This window comes from Shewanella sp. 30m-14, from assembly GCF_052977125.1.
Window position 1 is genome coordinate 15,986 of sequence record NZ_JBRILW010000023.1, and the last position, 15,364, is coordinate 31,349.

The following is a 15,364-nucleotide window of genomic DNA, read 5'->3' on the forward strand; positions in this document are numbered from 1 at the left end:
AAGGGGTATACGATGGCACGCTGTCACTTACATAAATTTGGTGGCTCAAGTCTAGCGGATGCAGACTGTTACCGTCGCGTTGCTCATATTTTGCTGACGCATGGCCACAGCGACGATTTAGTTGTGGTGTCAGCTGCCGGTAAAAGTACTAATTTCCTGTATAAGTTGCTCGAATTAAGTAGCACTAAACAGTTGTGGCAAGAAGAGCTGCAGACACTCATTAGCTTTCAGCAAAATTTGATTGAGCAATTGCTCTCAAATGAGCAGGCACGTTCTTTAAGAGAGCGTTTATCTACCGATAAATCTCAGCTGATCAGTCTATTGTCGATAGAGTCAATTAATGACTATCAGAGCAGCCAGGTAGTCAGCTTTGGTGAGCGTTGGTCAGCGCGCCTATTAGCTGCATTGCTGCGCGAGTCAGGGGTTGCGGCGTCGGATGTCGATGCTCGCACCTTACTGATTGCTGATGAGGGCGCAGTGCCGCAAATTCGCTTGCAAGAGTCTCGCGAGCGTGTGCATCTGATGACCGAAGCACACCCAAATGAGCGGCTAATTATTACGGGGTTTATCTGCGCTAATGAGCGTGGTGATACCTTACTGTTAGGGCGTAATGGCTCTGATTTTAGTGCCACCTTGATTGCTAGCTTAGCGGATATTGAGCGGGTCACGATTTGGACCGACGTTGAAGGGGTATTTAACGCCGATCCGAATAAGATCAACGATGCAAAGTTGCTGAGTAGTCTTTCACTTGCTGAGGCAAACCGTTTAGCCCATTTAGGCTCACCGGTACTGCATAATCGTACTTTGCAGCCACTATTTGATACCCAAGTGAGTCTGGCTGTGCGTTCAAGTTACGCCTCCCACACAGACTTTACCTTGATTGCACCTAAGAGTTCTTCGGCAAGTGCGCCAGTGGTGACAAACTTAAGTAGCGTTGCCTTGTTTAATCTTGAGCTGAAGAGCGATTTTAAACAGTTTATCGCCTTGCTTGAAGAAACAGGCTTGAGCCCACTTGCTCATTGGGAGCTTGGGCAAAACCGAATTGAGTTGACCGTAACGCTTGAAAACCAGAAGCAAGTGTTAGCTTTGCTTGATGTTAATCGTGAAGCATTAGCTGTGAGTAATATTAAGATCACCGAAGACTTAGGCCTAGTTGCGTTAGTCAGCGCCGATGCAAACCTTTACCGTCGTGGATTTGCCAGATTATTGAGCCGTAACGCCAGACCACTATTTAACGATGGCATGAGTCTCGTGACATTAGTGCCGCAAGGGCAAGTTAACCTGCTAACGCAAAAAGTTCATCGTCGCTGCGCCGGTCCACGTAAGCGCATTGGTGTGCTATTGCTAGGGGTGGGCAATATTGGTGAAGCTTGGGTCGATCTGTTTAGCAATGCCCAGGCGGCGCTTAATAAAGAGTTAGAAGCCAGTGTTGAGCTTGTTGGTTTAGTGAGCTCACGCAAGGCACTAATTAGCGATGAAGGTATTGAGCTTGATACTTGGAAACAGGTTTTTGAAGAGCATGCGACGCCTTGGCAATATAGTCACTTATTTGATGAGGTACATGAGCTGGAGTGTGATGAAGTTATTGCGCTCGATATTAGTGCCAGCGCTGATTTAACTCTGCAATATCCAGAGTTTTTTGCCCGCGGAATACATGTTGTAAGTGCTAATAAACTTGCAGGATCAGGTCCATTACCTTTTTACCGAGAGCTTAAGCAGCAACTGGATAATCGTCGCCTGTTTTGGCGTTATAACGCCAGTTGTGGTGCAGGTTTACCTGTGCAACATGCCTTAAACGATCTGCATAATAGTGGTGACAGCATAGAGGCGGTTGGTGGGATCTTCTCTGGCACACTTTGTTGGTTATTTGAAAACTTTGATGCGAAGAAACCTTTCTCGGAATTGGTTATTGAGGCGAGGGGCTTAGGGATCACTGAACCAGACCCTAGGGATGATTTATCTGGCCGTGATATGCAACGTAAACTACTGATCTTAGCCCGTGAAATAGGCTTTGAGATTGAGCTAGAAGATATCGAACTTAAGTCTTTGGTACCTGCTAACTTGGCTGAATTGCCGCTAGAGCAGTTTTTGTCGCGAATTTGCGAGTTAGATGAAGATATGCAGCAACAGTTTGAGGCTGCAGCAGAGCAAGATAAAGTTCTGAGATATGTGGCTTCTTTAGATAAGGTGGATGGCAAGCTAAAGGCTGAGGTGAGCTTACAATGGGTTGATAATAGTCACCCTTACGCTAACCTAACACCAGGCGATAACGTGTTCGTGATCCGTAGCGAGTTCTACCAAGATAACCCATTGATAATTCGTGGGCCGGGTGCGGGTCGCTTAGTCACAGCTGCTGCCGTGCAGTCGGACCTAGCGCATATTTGCAGAGATTTGCTGCAAGAATAATGTTCACATTTTTGCTGTTACAAAGGACTCGTTTGAGTCCTTTTTTATTTTCAGCTCTAAACCATCTTGTTCAAAAGGCGGATTTTTTACTGTCTCAAGAAAAAAACTCACTTGCCTGCTTTTTGCGCTTGACTTCACTCTCAGTTTCTCTAGTATATGGACATATAGACGTCCAAACGTCTGTTTCGGATTGCAATCTAATGCTGAAGTTGAGGAAGTAGAAATGGGTTTTCATCACGCACAACATGCAACATCATTAAACCAGAGCCTATCTGAGCTAAATGGTGACATTAACGTTTCTTTTGAATTTTTCCCGCCTTCAACTCCAGAGATGGAAAAGTTACTTTGGAACTCTATTCGTCGTTTAGAGCCATTAAACCCTAAGTTTGTTTCTGTAACTTACGGTGCCAACTCTGGCGTTCGTGATAGAACCCACGGCGTGATAGAACGTATTCAAAAAGAAACCGACTTAGTGGCTGCACCGCATTTAACGTTAGTTGACGCGAGTGACGAAGAGTTAAAAGAACTGGCTAAGCATTACTGGAACAGCGGTATTCGTGACATTGTAGCCCTTCGCGGTGACTTGCCAGAGGGAAGCGCAAAGCCAACGCGTTTTGCTAACGATCTTGTTCGCTTACTGCGCTCAGTTGCTGACTTTGATATTTCAGTTGCTGCGTACCCTGAGGTGCACCCTGATGCGAGCAATGCTCAAGCCGACTTGATCCACTTGAAAAAGAAAATTGATGCCGGAGCTAACCGTGCCATTACTCAGTTTTTCTTCGATGTAGAGTCATATTTGCGTTTTCGTGACCGCTGCGCGGCGGCAGGCATCGACGCTGAAATCGTCCCAGGCATATTACCTGTCACTAATTTCAATCAAACTAAACGCTTTGCGGCGATGACTAACGTTTCAATTCCAAGCTGGTTACACCGTCAGTTTGAAGGCCTAGAAGATGATGCAACCACTCGTCAGATGGTTGGTGCTAACGTGGCGATTGATATGGTTAAAGTCTTATCTCGTGAAGGCGTTAAAGACTTCCACTTCTATACATTAAACCGTGCCGAACTCACCTACGCAATTTGCCACACGTTAGGGGTTCGTCCGGGTCAATAAACAGATAATTAATTAGAGCAATAAACTGAACCAATAGCCTAGGCTGTTGGTTTTTTTATGCTGTTTATGGATGGTATTAGAGCGTTAAGTTTTACAGCAAGCTTTCTCTGAGCTTTGTTATTCATGCATATGAAAGCTGTCTGCTCGCTATCACTTACTGGTGATAAGAGGCGGTGGCGCAGCATATTGCCGCACTCTAGAGCCTCGCTGTCATATTATTATGATATTTTTCAATCTACAGTGAGTAATCTTAGCTAAAGCTGCTACTGTTATTTATATAAAAAACAGTGAGGTATGATAATGAAAAGTGGATTAATAATGGCATCTTTACTGATGCTGAGCTCATCAACTTACGCTGCTATGCCGCCTTCGGCAGCGTTATGTGGTAGCTGCCACGGCCCGCAAGGTCAAGGCGTTGAGCCACTAGGGCCGAGGCTAGCCGGCCTTTCAGCAGACTATATTGTGAACCAAATAGTACTGTTTCAATCTGGTAAAAGACAAAATACGACCATGGCACCGATGGCGATGACAGTTCAAGGCCCAGCGATTAAAGAGGTTGCCGATTACTTTGCAGCGCAAGATGCTCCTGTAGTAACTCCGCACATTAGAGGGGAGATAGTGAGTTATACGGACCCTACCGAGAGGCTCGTTTACCAAGGGGATTGGAGTCGTACTATTCCAGCTTGCGTGACTTGTCATGGGCCATCAGGTCTAGGCATTGCTGAGTTTCCACGTTTAGCTGGTCAACAGGCTTCTTACCTTAAAAGTCAGCTGTTAGCCTGGCAAAATGGTACGCGCAGTGGCGATCAGGATAACGTGATGGGCACCGTTGCTGATAAGCTCACAGCTGCCGAAATTGACGCATTAGCACAATATTTTGCCACATTGAAATAGGAGCAAACCATGAAAATAGCTCAATTAAGTTTGCTTTTACTCGCCTTTAATTTTGCTGCTCAAGCTGAAACGTTACCCGATAAGCAAGCAGAGCTTGATGCCTCAGCCAAAAAAGAGGGCCAGCAATACCTGGTTCCACGTCCTTTGACGAGTATTCCACAAGGCGCATTTGGCGACAAAGTTCGCCGAGGTTATCAGCTTTTTGTTAACTCACAACAGATGCGCGGCCAATCTGTAGGTAATGAGCTTAACTGCTCAAACTGTCATATGGATGCGGGTCGTAAAGCGAACGCCGCTCCCATATGGGCAGCTTACTTTGCCTATCCTGCCTATCGTAAGAAAAACGACAAAGTGAATACCTATCAAGATCGTCTCCAAGGCTGCTTTACTTATTCTATGAATGGCAAGCCGCCAGCTTCGGGCAGCGAAGACTTAGTTGCCTTGTCTGCGTATTCTTATTGGTTGGGGATGGGGGGGCTAATGGATATGGCGGGTCTTTCTGCTAAGGTACCAGAGTTAAGTGATGCTGAGCTATTAAAGGGAGGTAAGCGCGATGATTTTCTATTCCCTGCGGCGGTCAAAAATGCGATGACACTTGAGCAGCGCGCCAATTTGCCAGGCAGAGCCTATCCTAAAATTCCGGCACCAGAGCAAGCTTACTCGCCCGAGCGTGGAAAAGCGGTTTACCAGGCTCACTGTCAGTCTTGCCACAATGTAGATGGTCAAGGCTATGAGACTGCAGGAGTGTATTCTCTACCGCCAATATGGGGGCCGCAGAGCTTTAATTGGGGCGCTGGCATGCATAGAGTAAATACTGCGGCTTACTTCATCTACGAAAATATGCCGTTTGGTAAGAGTATTCAGCTCACCAATCAACAAGCCTGGGATGTCGCGGCCTATATTAACTCTCATGAGCGGCCACAAGATCCACGTTTTAAAGGCGATATTGGCAAGCTGAAACAAGAGTACCATATGCACCAAGGTTACTATGGTCAGAGTGTTGATGGGCAAGCGGTACTAGGTAGCAAATCTTTTATCAATAACCCTAAAAAAGGCGAATAATACTCACCTTCAGCATTGCAGGGCTCGAGATTTGAGCCCGCTTTGACTTTGTATTATAGGGAGAGCACGATGCAATATAAAGTCAGTTGCCATTGCGGCGAAGTAGAACTAGAACTGAATTTACCGGATGGCCTTGTAGACTTGCGCCGTTGTGATTGTTCTATGTGCCGCAGAAGGGGAGCGGTGGTTACGTCAGCATCACTCGACGGTATAACGATTATTAAGGGGGCTGAGAAATTATCGCTCTACCAGTTTAATACGTTAACGGCGAAGCATTATTTTTGTCGGATCTGTGGGATCTATACTCATCACCAACGCCGCTCAAACCCTAAGCAATTTGGTGTGAACGTGGCTTGTATTGAGGGGATTAACCCCTATAATCTTGGCGATATCCCGCTAATGGATGGAATTAACCATCCTGCAGACCGTTAACACTAGTGAGTTCACCTCAATGAGTCATCAAGCCCCACTCGATAGCGATAATCGCTGCCCTCTATGTCAGGGATTTAATCATTGTGCTGCGCAAACTGGTACAGGTATAGAGCAATGTTGGTGCAGTAAACAAGAGTTTCCAGATAAGCGTTTATTAACGCATATTTTAGCCGCGGATGAGCTGGCAAGTTTAACTGGAACTGATTGTATTTGTGAGTCTTGTCTGCTGAAGCTTAAAGCGCTGCAAGACAAAGACAGTCATCTCTATAAGAGAATCGATTAGCCCACTAGACCGATAGGGAGCAATGAGGCACTATTTGCGATCTTCTATTCCTGCAACGAGCCATATCCCATGGATCCGCTTACTCAGCGCTCAGAGTTTAAACTCGGTTTTATCTTTATTTCAGTCGCCGTACTTTTTTGGGGCATTTTGCCGATAGCACTTAAGTTATCTGGTCAATTTATTGATGCCGTTACCTTAACGTGGTTCCGCTTTTTGGTTGCCCTAGTGGTCAGTTTTGCCATTCAATACTTCAGTGGCAGCATCAAACAATTTAAGGGGCTCGATAAGCGGTCTTGGCTCAAGCTGGTTCTGGCTGGTGTGTTGTTAATTTTTAACTACGTCTCTTTTGTTTACTCGCTTAAGTATCTGGCGCCGGGTTCTGCTCAACTTAACTTTCAAACTGCGCCTTTCTTTCTCGCATTTGGTGGTGTGTTATTTTTTAAAGAGCGCCTAAATGCGATACAACTTAGCTGCTTTGCCACACTGGCTTTAGGCATGTTGATGTTTTTTCATCCCTATTTAGGCTTTTCAAACTCTGACTTGTCAGGATCTGGGTCGTCAGAAGTATGGAAAGGGGTATTGATTGTTCAGTTTTCAGTGCTGTCTTGGGCTAGCTATGCGCTAATTCAAAAGTCGATGATTAAACGCTTATCGCCGAATAACATTCTCTTGTTTATCTACTTCTTTGGTATTTTTGCCATGGCTCCTTTTAGTGACTTAAGCCAGTTTGCTCGCATGAACTCTAGCGAATGGGCGATAGCCATCTTCTGTGCCATCAACACTTTGGTAGCCTATGGCTGTTTTGGGCAATCGATGAAGTACTGGCCTACAGGGCAGGTGAGCGCCATGTTGGCACTAACTCCAGTACTCAGCTTAGGCTTAACGGCGGTGGTAGTGAGTTTAGGTTGGTGGAGCGATTTGATAAAAGGGGCATTTATCGACCCGTTATCGTTTACTGGGATAGTCATGATTGTCGTATCGGTGACTGCGGTGCAGCTGTCTCCCATCTGGCAAAAACACAGGGCGTTAAGGCAAGTTCAAGCAAGAGCTTAAGTTATTGAGATGATTAAGCTACTTTAAGGTGTGTGGCTTTTTTTGCTCTTTATAACGGGCTTGGGTTATTTGTGCTACCTAGAGACGTTAGGGTTTAAAACAAAAAAGGAGCCTAATGGCTCCTTTTCTTTATGTCTAGTTTGGCTGCAACAGAGGTTGCAGCTCGTTAGACTTATTCAGCGTCTTTTGGACCTTTACGGTGCGGCTTTCTGTCACCAGAAGGACGACGGTCACCAGAAGGTCTGTCGCCTGAAGGACGACGGTCGCTTGATGAAGTACGTGGGCGACGTGGTGGACGGCTATCGCCACCTGAAGTGTTTTCAAACTTCTCACCAGCAGCTTCACGGATGTTTAGTGGACGACCACAAACACGCACTTTCTTAAGGTGCTGTAACACTTCTTTTGGCATGCCATCTGGCAAGTCAATTGCAGTCACTTGGTCGAACAATTGGATTTGACCAATGTAACGGCTGTCGATGTTCGCTTCGTTAGCAACAGCGCCAACAATGTTACCTACACCAACACCATTGTCACGACCCACATCGATGATGTAACGACACATCTTAACATCTGGGTTGTCCTTCAATGAATCCGCTGCACCTAGGTTTGAAGGTGTTGGGCGAGACTCACGACGTGGACGGTCACTGCGATCACGTGGACCACGGTCATTGCGATCACGAGAACCACGGTCATCACGGTCACGTGAATTACGGTCATCACGGCTATCACGTTGACGCTCGTTCATTGTATGGAGTTGCAATGGACGATCTTTTTGCACTTGCTTAAGTAGTGCTGCAGCAAGTATGTCTGTATCGACTTCTAATTGCTGACAAAGTGTTGCCACTGCGCCTTTCATGAACTCTAAATCTTGAGAGATAATTTCAGCTACTTGCTCACCTAGGCGAGAAAGACGACGCTCAGTTACTGTCTCAGGGCTTGGTACGTCCATTGGAGCGATACGGCTGTTAGTTGCACGCTCGATAGTGCGTAGCATACGCATTTCACGGTGTGTAACAAAAAGAATCGCCATACCTGTACGACCAGCACGGCCAGTACGGCCAATACGGTGAACATAAGCTTCAGTATCATATGGGATGTCGTAGTTAACTACGTGTCCAATACGCTCAACGTCAAGACCACGTGCAGCAACGTCAGTAGCAATAATGATGTCTAGTTGGCCACGTTTAAGTTGGTCAATAGCTCGCTCACGTGCTTGCTGATTCATGTCACCGTGTAATGGTGAAGATGCATAACCGCGTGCTTCTAACTTTTCAGCTAGTTCAACACAGCTATTACGAGTACGTACGAAGATAATAATACCTTCAGTTTTTTCAACTTCTAAAACACGTACTAGTGCTTCAAGTTTGTTGTGTTGAGAAACCTGAACAAAACGTTGCTCGATGGTTTCAACTGTAGAAGTTGTTGCCGCGATTTTAACGTGAACAGGGTTATCTAAATATTTGTTAGCAACACGCTTAATTTGCTCAGGCATAGTTGCCGAGAATAGCGCTAGTTGGCGAGTCTTAGGCGTGTGCTCAAGGATCCATTCGATATCATCGATGAAGCCCATTTTTAACATTTCGTCAGCTTCGTCAAGTACCATTGCTTTTAATGTATCAAGCTTTAGTGTGCCACGACGCATATGGTCCATAACACGGCCTGGAGTACCAACGATGATTTGAGGGCCACGACGCAATGCATTTAACTGCTGTTGCATGCTTTGTCCACCGTAAATTGGCAGAACGTGTAGGCCTTTCATGTATTTTGCGTAGCTAGCGAATGCTTCAGCAACCTGAACGGCAAGTTCACGTGTTGGTGCTAGCACTAGAATTTGTGGTGCATTAGTATTTGGATCAATGCTGTTTAGCAAAGGAAGTGCGAAAGCACCTGTTTTACCAGTACCAGTTTGCGCTTGACCTAAAATATCTTTACTCGCCATAAGAGGCTCGATACTTGCGGCTTGGATCGGTGTTGGTTTTTCATAACCAAGATCGTCAAGAGCACGCACTAAAGACTCGTTTAGACCGAGTTCGCGGAAAGTTTTTTCATTGGATGACATGGGTTGTAGCCTTGTGGAATAGCAGAGCACTTGGAATGTGCCGATGTTTAAGACAGAAAATCAACCCCGTGTCGACTTCCCGCACTGAAAACGTATCAGTAAGCCGACTAGTATAGCAGGCTACAATTGGTAATACCAATTAATCCTTAGTTCTTTATCTAATTCCATAGCAAATAGTAGGCCAATTAAGTACTTGCGTTAACCAATAAATCATTCTTTGTTCACATTAGTGAGCATTTCTTAGCAGTAAGCTATCAATTTTTAGCAGTTGGTAGGCTGATTCACTAACAGATGCAATAAAGTTAACATCTAAATTATCGGCAGTATCGGTGGTTTGATGGTAATCGCGGTGTGCCGGTACACCAAAATATAGCCAAGGTATTCCAGCTTTATGCAGTGGGTAATGATCAGAGGCTCTTAAGAAGTCGAAGGCAATAGCCGAACCGTCGAAGGCTCTCGGGTGCTGGGTTCTAATGCACATCTGGTTATATTGTGTAATAGCGCTACGCATCTTAGAGAATGATTCGAAGCGGCGAGAGCCTTCAATATAGATGGCATCATGCCTGTTTGGACGACCTATCATATCCAAATTAATTGCTAGCTCAATCTGATTAATTTGTGGTGTGGTATCGGGCAATTTTAGCGCTTCGACCAAGGCATAGCCACCATAAAGCCCTGGCTCTTCTGCATCTGTTGCGACAAATAGCAAGTTCACCTCACTGCCTTGGCTCTTTGCTTGTTGTGCAAGCTGTAGTAAGCCTGCAACACCTGATGCATTGTCATCGGCGCCAGGGTGATAGCGATTAGCATCGCCACCTAAGTGATCGTAATGAGCAATAATAATCCGCCATTGCTTACTGCCATTATTGGCCGCAACGAAGCCTATCATGTTGATACCTAATTTATCGCTGAAGGAGCGGCGGTAGTGAAATGGATGTTGATACTGACCTTGCCAGGGGCTAAGGCCAATCTGTTGGTAGCGGTTTTGAATAAAGGCTCTGCTTAATGCCGCGCCTTGTGTTCCGGTTTTACGCCCAGACATCGCTGAGCTGGTCAGAGTGTTGATATCGGCGGAAATCGTTGCGGTATCGGCCCAATCGATTATTGGTGCTTTATTGCAACTTGGCTGGTTAGCACAAGAGATAAGCGTGATTGAAATCGCTATTAATAACAGTAAACGCAACATCCATTTGCCCTTAAGTATTAAACCAATATATTGAGATTAGCTTTTAAGGGCGCAACTAGCGACTAGATTTTTAGTTGCTGGACGACATTATTATTGGTTTGAGGTAGGTCGATAGCTTTAATTTTGTAAACAGGTACTTGGGAGAACAAGCGATGTTTTGCGCCAACGTTAACCAGAGACTCCTCTTTTAGGTTACCTACGGGCACACGAGCAACGCTGCCGTCTGGCAGTGCTATAGTACTGGATTCTTGATCGCTACTTATCACTCGTGCCTTATGTAAAGTGCAGTTACCAAATAGGGGATCAATAACCGCGATAAGCAGTAGGCCAAGTGTAAACACTAGGCCTAAGCTTAAAAAAACAAGTCTAAAATGCATTTAGCGAGTCTGTAGTTCTTATGACTTTTGAAGCAATGGCTTCAAAAAGCGCGCGGTATGGGACTCTGTATGTTCAGCAACCTCTTCAGGTGTACCGGCAACTAAGATGGTACCACCGCCAGAGCCGCCTTCGGGGCCAAGATCGATAATCCAGTCTGCAGTTTTAATCACATCGAGATTATGCTCAATCACCACGATAGTGTTGCCATGAGATTTGAGTCTATGCAAAACATCCAATAAAAGTTGGATGTCGGCAAAGTGCAGTCCTGTAGTGGGTTCATCAAGAATGTACAAGGTTTTACCGGTATCACGTTTAGATAACTCTTTGGCGAGTTTAACGCGCTGAGCCTCACCACCTGACAGGGTGGTGGCGCTTTGGCCAAGACGAATATAAGACAAGCCCACATCCATCAAGGTTTGTAATTTACGGGCTACGGCTGGGATCGCATCGAAGAACGGACGCGCCTCTTCAACTGTCATCTGCAGCACTTCGTGAATGTTTTTACCTTTAAAGCGCACATCTAAGGTTTCGCGGTTATAACGCTGCCCCTTACAGTTGTCACATGGCACATACACATCGGGTAAGAAGTGCATTTCAACTTTAATTAAGCCGTCACCCTGGCAAGCTTCACAGCGACCACCTTTGACGTTGAAAGAGAATCGACCCGGTTGGTAACCGCGAGTACGTGATTCCTGTGTTGCAGCAAACAGTTCACGAATAGGGGTGAAAATACCCGTGTAAGTGGCAGGATTTGAGCGCGGTGTGCGGCCGATAGGGCTTTGGTCGATATCGACGACTTTATCGCAGTGATCCATGCCGACAATGCTTTTATAGGGAGCGGGCTCATCGACCGTTGCACCATTAAGTTGCATGTGCGCAATCTTATAAAAAGTATCATTAATCAGAGTCGACTTACCCGAACCTGACACGCCAGTGATACAGGTAAACAAGCCGACTGGAATTTGCAGATCGACATCTTTAAGGTTGTTACCCGATGCACCAAATAGCTCAATCAATTTTTCAGGATCGTATTGAGTGCGTTCGGTCTTTATGTGAATCGTCTTTTCACCAGAAAGGTACTGACCAGTGATAGATTCTTTACAGTTGAGCAGATCTTGCAGCGTACCTTCGCCAATCACCTGGCCGCCATGCACACCAGCACCTGGGCCGATATCAATAACATGGTCAGCCATACGAATCGCATCTTCATCATGCTCAACCACGATAACGGTATTACCTAAATCACGCAGGTGAATAAGGGTTTGCAATAGACGCTCGTTATCACGCTGATGTAAGCCAATCGAAGGTTCATCGAGTACGTACATTACGCCCACAAGGCCTGCACCAATTTGGCTAGCCAGACGAATACGCTGCGCTTCACCACCTGAAAGTGTATCGGCAGAGCGTGAAAGGCTTAAGTAATTCAAGCCCACATTGACCAAGAAGCCTAAGCGGTCACGGACTTCTTTTAAGATTTTATCGGCAATCTGTGCGCGCTGACCGGTAAGTTCTAGGTTTTCAAAATAGTTCATGGCTTCGCCAATAGACCATTGAGTTAACACCGGTAAATTCAAGTCTTCAATAAACACGTTACGCGCTTCTTCACGCAGGCGTGAACCACCACAACTTTGGCACGATTGAGTATTAATGAACTTGGTTAGTTCATCGCGAACCGCGTTTGACTCAGTCTCACGGTAGCGCCTGTCCATATTGTTTAAAATCCCTTCGAAAGGATGATTTCTAACAACAACATCGCCGCGATCGTTAATGTACCTAAAAGCAATGCTCTGATTACCTGAACCATAAAGCACGATTTTACGCACATCATCGCTGAGCTGCTCAAACGGCTTTTCGATATCAAACTTATAATGGTCGGCTAATGAGGTGAGCATTTGGAAGTAATAGAAATTACGTCTATCCCAGCCTCTAATCGCTCCGCCAGCAAGTGACAGTTCAGTGTTGGTGATCACGCGTTCAGGATCGAAGAACTGTTGTACCCCAAGGCCATCACATGTTTGGCAGGCGCCTGCGGGATTATTAAACGAGAAGATCCTTGGCTCAAGCTCGGCCATTGAGTAACCACATACTGGGCAGGCGAAGTTAGCCGAGAAAACTTGCTCTTCAGGCTTAGCTTTACCTTCAACAGGATCCATGCAGGCAATTTTTGCTATGCCACCAGATAACTCAAGTGCCGTTTCAAACGACTCGGCTAAACGTTGCTTAATATCACCGCGGACTTTAAAGCGGTCAACGACCACTTCGATGGTGTGCTTAACATGAAGATCAAGCTCTGGTGGATCGCTTAAGTCACAGACTTCGCCGTCGATGCGAGCGCGAATATAACCTTGTGCTGATAGGCTCTCTAATAGCTTTACGTGTTCACCCTTGCGGTTATTAATTACCGGCGCAAGCAGCATTTGACGGCTGTCTTCAGGTAACTCAAGCACTTTATCAACCATCTGGCTAACGGTTTGAGCCGCTAGAGGCTTGCCATGAGTTGGGCAGCGCGGTTCACCTACGCGGGCAAACAACAGTCTTAAATAATCGTAGATTTCGGTAATGGTACCCACCGTTGAGCGTGGGTTATGAGACGTTGATTTTTGTTCGATGGAAATGGCAGGGCTTAAGCCTTCAATATGATCAACATCAGGCTTTTCCATCAAGCTCAAGAATTGACGGGCATAGGCTGATAATGACTCGACATAACGTCGTTGGCCTTCTGCATAAAGCGTGTCAAAAGCAAGAGAAGATTTGCCCGAACCTGACAACCCCGTGATGACAATTAGTTTGTCGCGAGGAATAGTTAGGTTGATGTTTTTAAGATTGTGGGTACGAGCACCACGTACTTCAATATTTTCCATCTAGCGTTCAGATCTCAAAGCCGAAAAAAGTGGTTAAGTATCTCACAAAATTGCCACAGGAAATAGACAGAACTGGCTATCAATTGTAGGAGTGAACCAAGATCTCTCTAAGAAACCGAGATAAAGGCATTAGGTATCAAAGCTTTCTGAAGTCTGTGTTTAAAAGATGGTTTGACTTTGCATCTTTGCTTTTTACTTTTGGGCTATTGAAAAACTTCGTGATAAACTGCGCGACCAATTTAAAGTCACTGATCAGGGCGGGGCCATGGCCAACAACGGACTTTCCAAAACAGAGAAAAAAGTCGCGTTTTCTTTAGCCAGTGTGTTTGGATTGCGAATGATGGGCTTGTTTATGATCATGCCTGTATTTGCACTTTATGGACAACACTTAGAAGGTTTTTCGCCTTTATGGGTGGGTATTGCCATTGGCGCATACGGTTTAACACAAGCGATTTTGCAAATCCCGATGGGGATCTTATCTGATAAATTTGGTCGTAAACCGATTATTTTAATCGGACTACTGATCTTTGCTCTTGGCAGTCTAGTGGCAGCCAATGCCGACACTATCTATGGCGTAGTGGCCGGGCGAGCCTTGCAAGGCATGGGGGCGATTGCCGCCGCTGTTTTAGCCTTGGCTGCAGATTTAACCCGAGATGAGCAACGCACCAAGGTGATGGCGATTATCGGCATGTGTATCGGCTTCTCGTTTGCCTTGTCTTTATTAGTTGGGCCCATTGTGGCGCAGCATTTAGGCTTGTCAGGCTTATTCTTTATGACGGCTGGGCTTGCGCTGTTAGGTATGCTTATCGTGCAGCTTTTAGTGCCTAACCCGATTTCGCAGGCCCCAAAAGGGGATACGGTTGCCGCGCCTGAAAAGCTGAAGCGTATGCTATTTGATCCGCAGTTATTTAGACTCGATGCCGGTATTTTTATTTTGCACCTGGTATTAACCGCTGTGTTTGTGGCGCTGCCGCTAGACTTGGTTGATGCGGGCTTAGCCAAAGAAGAGCACTGGATGCTCTATTTTCCAGCCTTTATGGGGGCATTTTTCTTGATGGTGCCGCTGATTATTATTGGGGTTAAGCGCAATAATACTAAAGGCATGTTCCAAGTCGCCCTCATTATCATGATGGTTGCACTGGGCTCTATGGCGATGTTTGCCAATAATTTAGTGGCATTAAGCATTGCTGTGGTGTTGTTCTTTACTGGTTTTAACTACCTTGAGGCATCGCTACCTAGTTTAATTGCCAAGTTTTGTCCTGTTGGTGATAAAGGCTCTGCAATGGGGGTTTATTCGACGAGTCAATTCTTAGGTGCGTTTTGTGGTGGTTTATTAGGCGGCGGCGCCTATCAGCTGGTCGGTGCATCTGGAGTATTTTCGGTCGCATTAGGCTTAATGTGCCTGTGGTTTTTGTTGACCTTCGGAATGAAAAATCCAGTGCTACTCAAGAGTTACACATTAGAAGCCAATGTGAGCGATAAACAGAGTGCAGTGGTGATGGCTACTGAGCTGTCGGCATTGGCCGGTGTGTCAGAAGCTATCGTTGTACTCGAAGAGAAAGTGGCTTATTTAAAAGTAGATGACCATTTCGATTTGAGAGAAGCCAGAGCTGTGTTAGGCTCTGTCAATTAGTAA

12 protein-coding genes are annotated in these 15,364 nt (G+C 45.8%); 8 read left to right on the forward strand and 4 right to left on the reverse strand.

From position 1 onward, the window contains the following. Positions 1-12 precede the first annotated feature (12 nt). The 7 genes from ACVBIU_RS15900 (at position 13) to ACVBIU_RS15930 (ending at position 7,244) form a co-directional block, all read left to right on the forward strand. Positions 13-2,406, forward strand: coding sequence for a bifunctional aspartate kinase/homoserine dehydrogenase II (locus tag ACVBIU_RS15900; RefSeq protein ID WP_447161481.1), 2,394 nt, complete (start codon positions 13-15; stop codon positions 2,404-2,406). A gap of 223 nt (positions 2,407-2,629) precedes the next feature. After that, complete coding sequence (gene metF, locus ACVBIU_RS15905; protein ID WP_447161482.1) at positions 2,630-3,520, forward strand: methylenetetrahydrofolate reductase; 891 nt, start codon at positions 2,630-2,632, stop codon at positions 3,518-3,520. Positions 3,521-3,838: 318 nt separating this feature from the next. Continuing rightward, positions 3,839-4,414: a c-type cytochrome gene (locus tag ACVBIU_RS15910; protein ID WP_447164247.1), complete on the forward strand. Its 576-nt coding sequence runs from the start codon at positions 3,839-3,841 to the stop codon at positions 4,412-4,414. A gap of 9 nt (positions 4,415-4,423) precedes the next feature. Beyond that, on the forward strand, positions 4,424-5,476 hold the full coding sequence (locus ACVBIU_RS15915; protein ID WP_447164248.1) for a c-type cytochrome: 1,053 nt from the start codon (positions 4,424-4,426) through the stop codon (positions 5,474-5,476). 69 nt (positions 5,477-5,545) lie between these two features. Further along, on the forward strand, positions 5,546-5,908 hold the full coding sequence (locus ACVBIU_RS15920) for a GFA family protein (protein WP_447161485.1): 363 nt from the start codon (positions 5,546-5,548) through the stop codon (positions 5,906-5,908). A gap of 19 nt (positions 5,909-5,927) precedes the next feature. Further along, positions 5,928-6,191, forward strand: coding sequence for a cysteine-rich CWC family protein (locus ACVBIU_RS15925; RefSeq protein WP_447161486.1), 264 nt, complete (start codon positions 5,928-5,930; stop codon positions 6,189-6,191). A 69-nt stretch (positions 6,192-6,260) separates the two neighbouring features. After that, positions 6,261-7,244, forward strand: a complete 984-nt coding sequence (locus ACVBIU_RS15930; protein WP_447164249.1) for a DMT family transporter — start codon at positions 6,261-6,263, stop codon at positions 7,242-7,244. A gap of 172 nt (positions 7,245-7,416) precedes the next feature. Here ACVBIU_RS15930 and ACVBIU_RS15935 read toward each other — a convergent pair whose 3' ends face one another. From ACVBIU_RS15935 to uvrA, 4 genes are all read right to left on the reverse strand, one after another. Continuing rightward, on the reverse strand, positions 7,417-9,303 hold the full coding sequence (locus ACVBIU_RS15935) for a DEAD/DEAH box helicase (protein ID WP_447161488.1): 1,887 nt from the start codon (positions 9,301-9,303) through the stop codon (positions 7,417-7,419). Positions 9,304-9,529: 226 nt separating this feature from the next. Then, positions 9,530-10,489, reverse strand: a complete 960-nt coding sequence (locus ACVBIU_RS15940) for a M28 family peptidase (RefSeq protein WP_447161489.1) — start codon at positions 10,487-10,489, stop codon at positions 9,530-9,532. 62 nt (positions 10,490-10,551) lie between these two features. Continuing rightward, on the reverse strand, positions 10,552-10,866 hold the full coding sequence (locus tag ACVBIU_RS15945; RefSeq protein ID WP_447161490.1) for a hypothetical protein: 315 nt from the start codon (positions 10,864-10,866) through the stop codon (positions 10,552-10,554). An 18-nt stretch (positions 10,867-10,884) separates the two neighbouring features. After that, a complete protein-coding gene (gene uvrA / locus ACVBIU_RS15950; RefSeq protein WP_447164250.1) occupies positions 10,885-13,728 on the reverse strand; it encodes an excinuclease ABC subunit UvrA in 2,844 nt (947 codons plus the stop codon). Between the two features lie 265 nt (positions 13,729-13,993). Between uvrA and ACVBIU_RS15955 the strand changes: the two genes are divergently transcribed. Then, the gene (locus ACVBIU_RS15955) at positions 13,994-15,361 is read left to right on the forward strand and encodes an MFS transporter (RefSeq protein WP_447164251.1); all 1,368 of its coding nucleotides are present in this window, start codon (positions 13,994-13,996) and stop codon (positions 15,359-15,361) included. Positions 15,362-15,364 lie beyond the last annotated feature (3 nt).

What these genes read in the sequence shown, in the direction of transcription:
- ACVBIU_RS15900 (WP_447161481.1), top strand. Translation starts at nt 13, where the DNA reads ATGGCACGCTGTCACTTACATAAATTTGGTGGCTCAAGTCTAGCGGAT.
- metF (WP_447161482.1), top strand. Translation starts at nt 2,630, where the DNA reads ATGGGTTTTCATCACGCACAACATGCAACATCATTAAACCAGAGCCTA.
- ACVBIU_RS15910 (WP_447164247.1), top strand. Translation starts at nt 3,839, where the DNA reads ATGGCATCTTTACTGATGCTGAGCTCATCAACTTACGCTGCTATGCCG.
- ACVBIU_RS15915 (WP_447164248.1), top strand. Translation starts at nt 4,424, where the DNA reads ATGAAAATAGCTCAATTAAGTTTGCTTTTACTCGCCTTTAATTTTGCT.
- ACVBIU_RS15920 (WP_447161485.1), top strand. Translation starts at nt 5,546, where the DNA reads ATGCAATATAAAGTCAGTTGCCATTGCGGCGAAGTAGAACTAGAACTG.
- ACVBIU_RS15925 (WP_447161486.1), top strand. Translation starts at nt 5,928, where the DNA reads ATGAGTCATCAAGCCCCACTCGATAGCGATAATCGCTGCCCTCTATGT.
- ACVBIU_RS15930 (WP_447164249.1), top strand. Translation starts at nt 6,261, where the DNA reads ATGGATCCGCTTACTCAGCGCTCAGAGTTTAAACTCGGTTTTATCTTT.
- ACVBIU_RS15935 (WP_447161488.1), bottom strand. Translation starts at nt 9,303, where the DNA reads ATGTCATCCAATGAAAAAACTTTCCGCGAACTCGGTCTAAACGAGTCT.
- ACVBIU_RS15940 (WP_447161489.1), bottom strand. Translation starts at nt 10,489, where the DNA reads ATGTTGCGTTTACTGTTATTAATAGCGATTTCAATCACGCTTATCTCT.
- ACVBIU_RS15945 (WP_447161490.1), bottom strand. Translation starts at nt 10,866, where the DNA reads ATGCATTTTAGACTTGTTTTTTTAAGCTTAGGCCTAGTGTTTACACTT.
- uvrA (WP_447164250.1), bottom strand. Translation starts at nt 13,728, where the DNA reads ATGGAAAATATTGAAGTACGTGGTGCTCGTACCCACAATCTTAAAAAC.
- ACVBIU_RS15955 (WP_447164251.1), top strand. Translation starts at nt 13,994, where the DNA reads ATGGCCAACAACGGACTTTCCAAAACAGAGAAAAAAGTCGCGTTTTCT.